Origin of the sequence: Bacillus hominis (assembly GCF_018332515.1) — a bacterium.
Classification (GTDB): Bacteria; Bacillota; Bacilli; order Bacillales; family Bacillaceae_G; genus Bacillus_A; species Bacillus_A hominis.
Map to the genome: position 1 here is coordinate 1 of NZ_BOQD01000692.1, position 321 is coordinate 321.

Annotated in this window: 1 protein-coding gene; it reads right to left on the reverse strand. The window is 48.3% G+C overall.

Features of this window, described 5'->3' with window-relative positions; translation table 11 throughout:
- Positions 1 to 321 (reverse strand): capsular polysaccharide export protein, LipB/KpsS family (locus KI356_RS28990; protein ID WP_498066728.1); only part of this gene is annotated, 321 nt, incomplete at both ends.

Below are 321 nucleotides of genomic sequence, written 5' to 3' on the forward strand. Positions count from 1 at the left end.
GGAATATTGCCCTTACGATTCCCCACTAATACATCCGGGTGCGGTTTATAAATAATGTAGGCGTGCGGATTACGCTCGCGCACTGTGCGTAATAACTCAAGGTTGCTCTTAATCGACACAGTGCCAGTTTTAATAGAGGCATCGTCTTCTACCTGACCCGGCACCAGGATGATTTTTTTATCTTTGGCTTCGGCAGGCAGAGAGAAATCGGCCCCCAAGTTGTACTTGCTCAGTTTACTTTCAACTAGCCGCTGGCGTAATTTTTCAGCTCGCATCTGCTGCGCCAGCGTTAACTGGCTGTGATTAATCAGCACTTCCAGG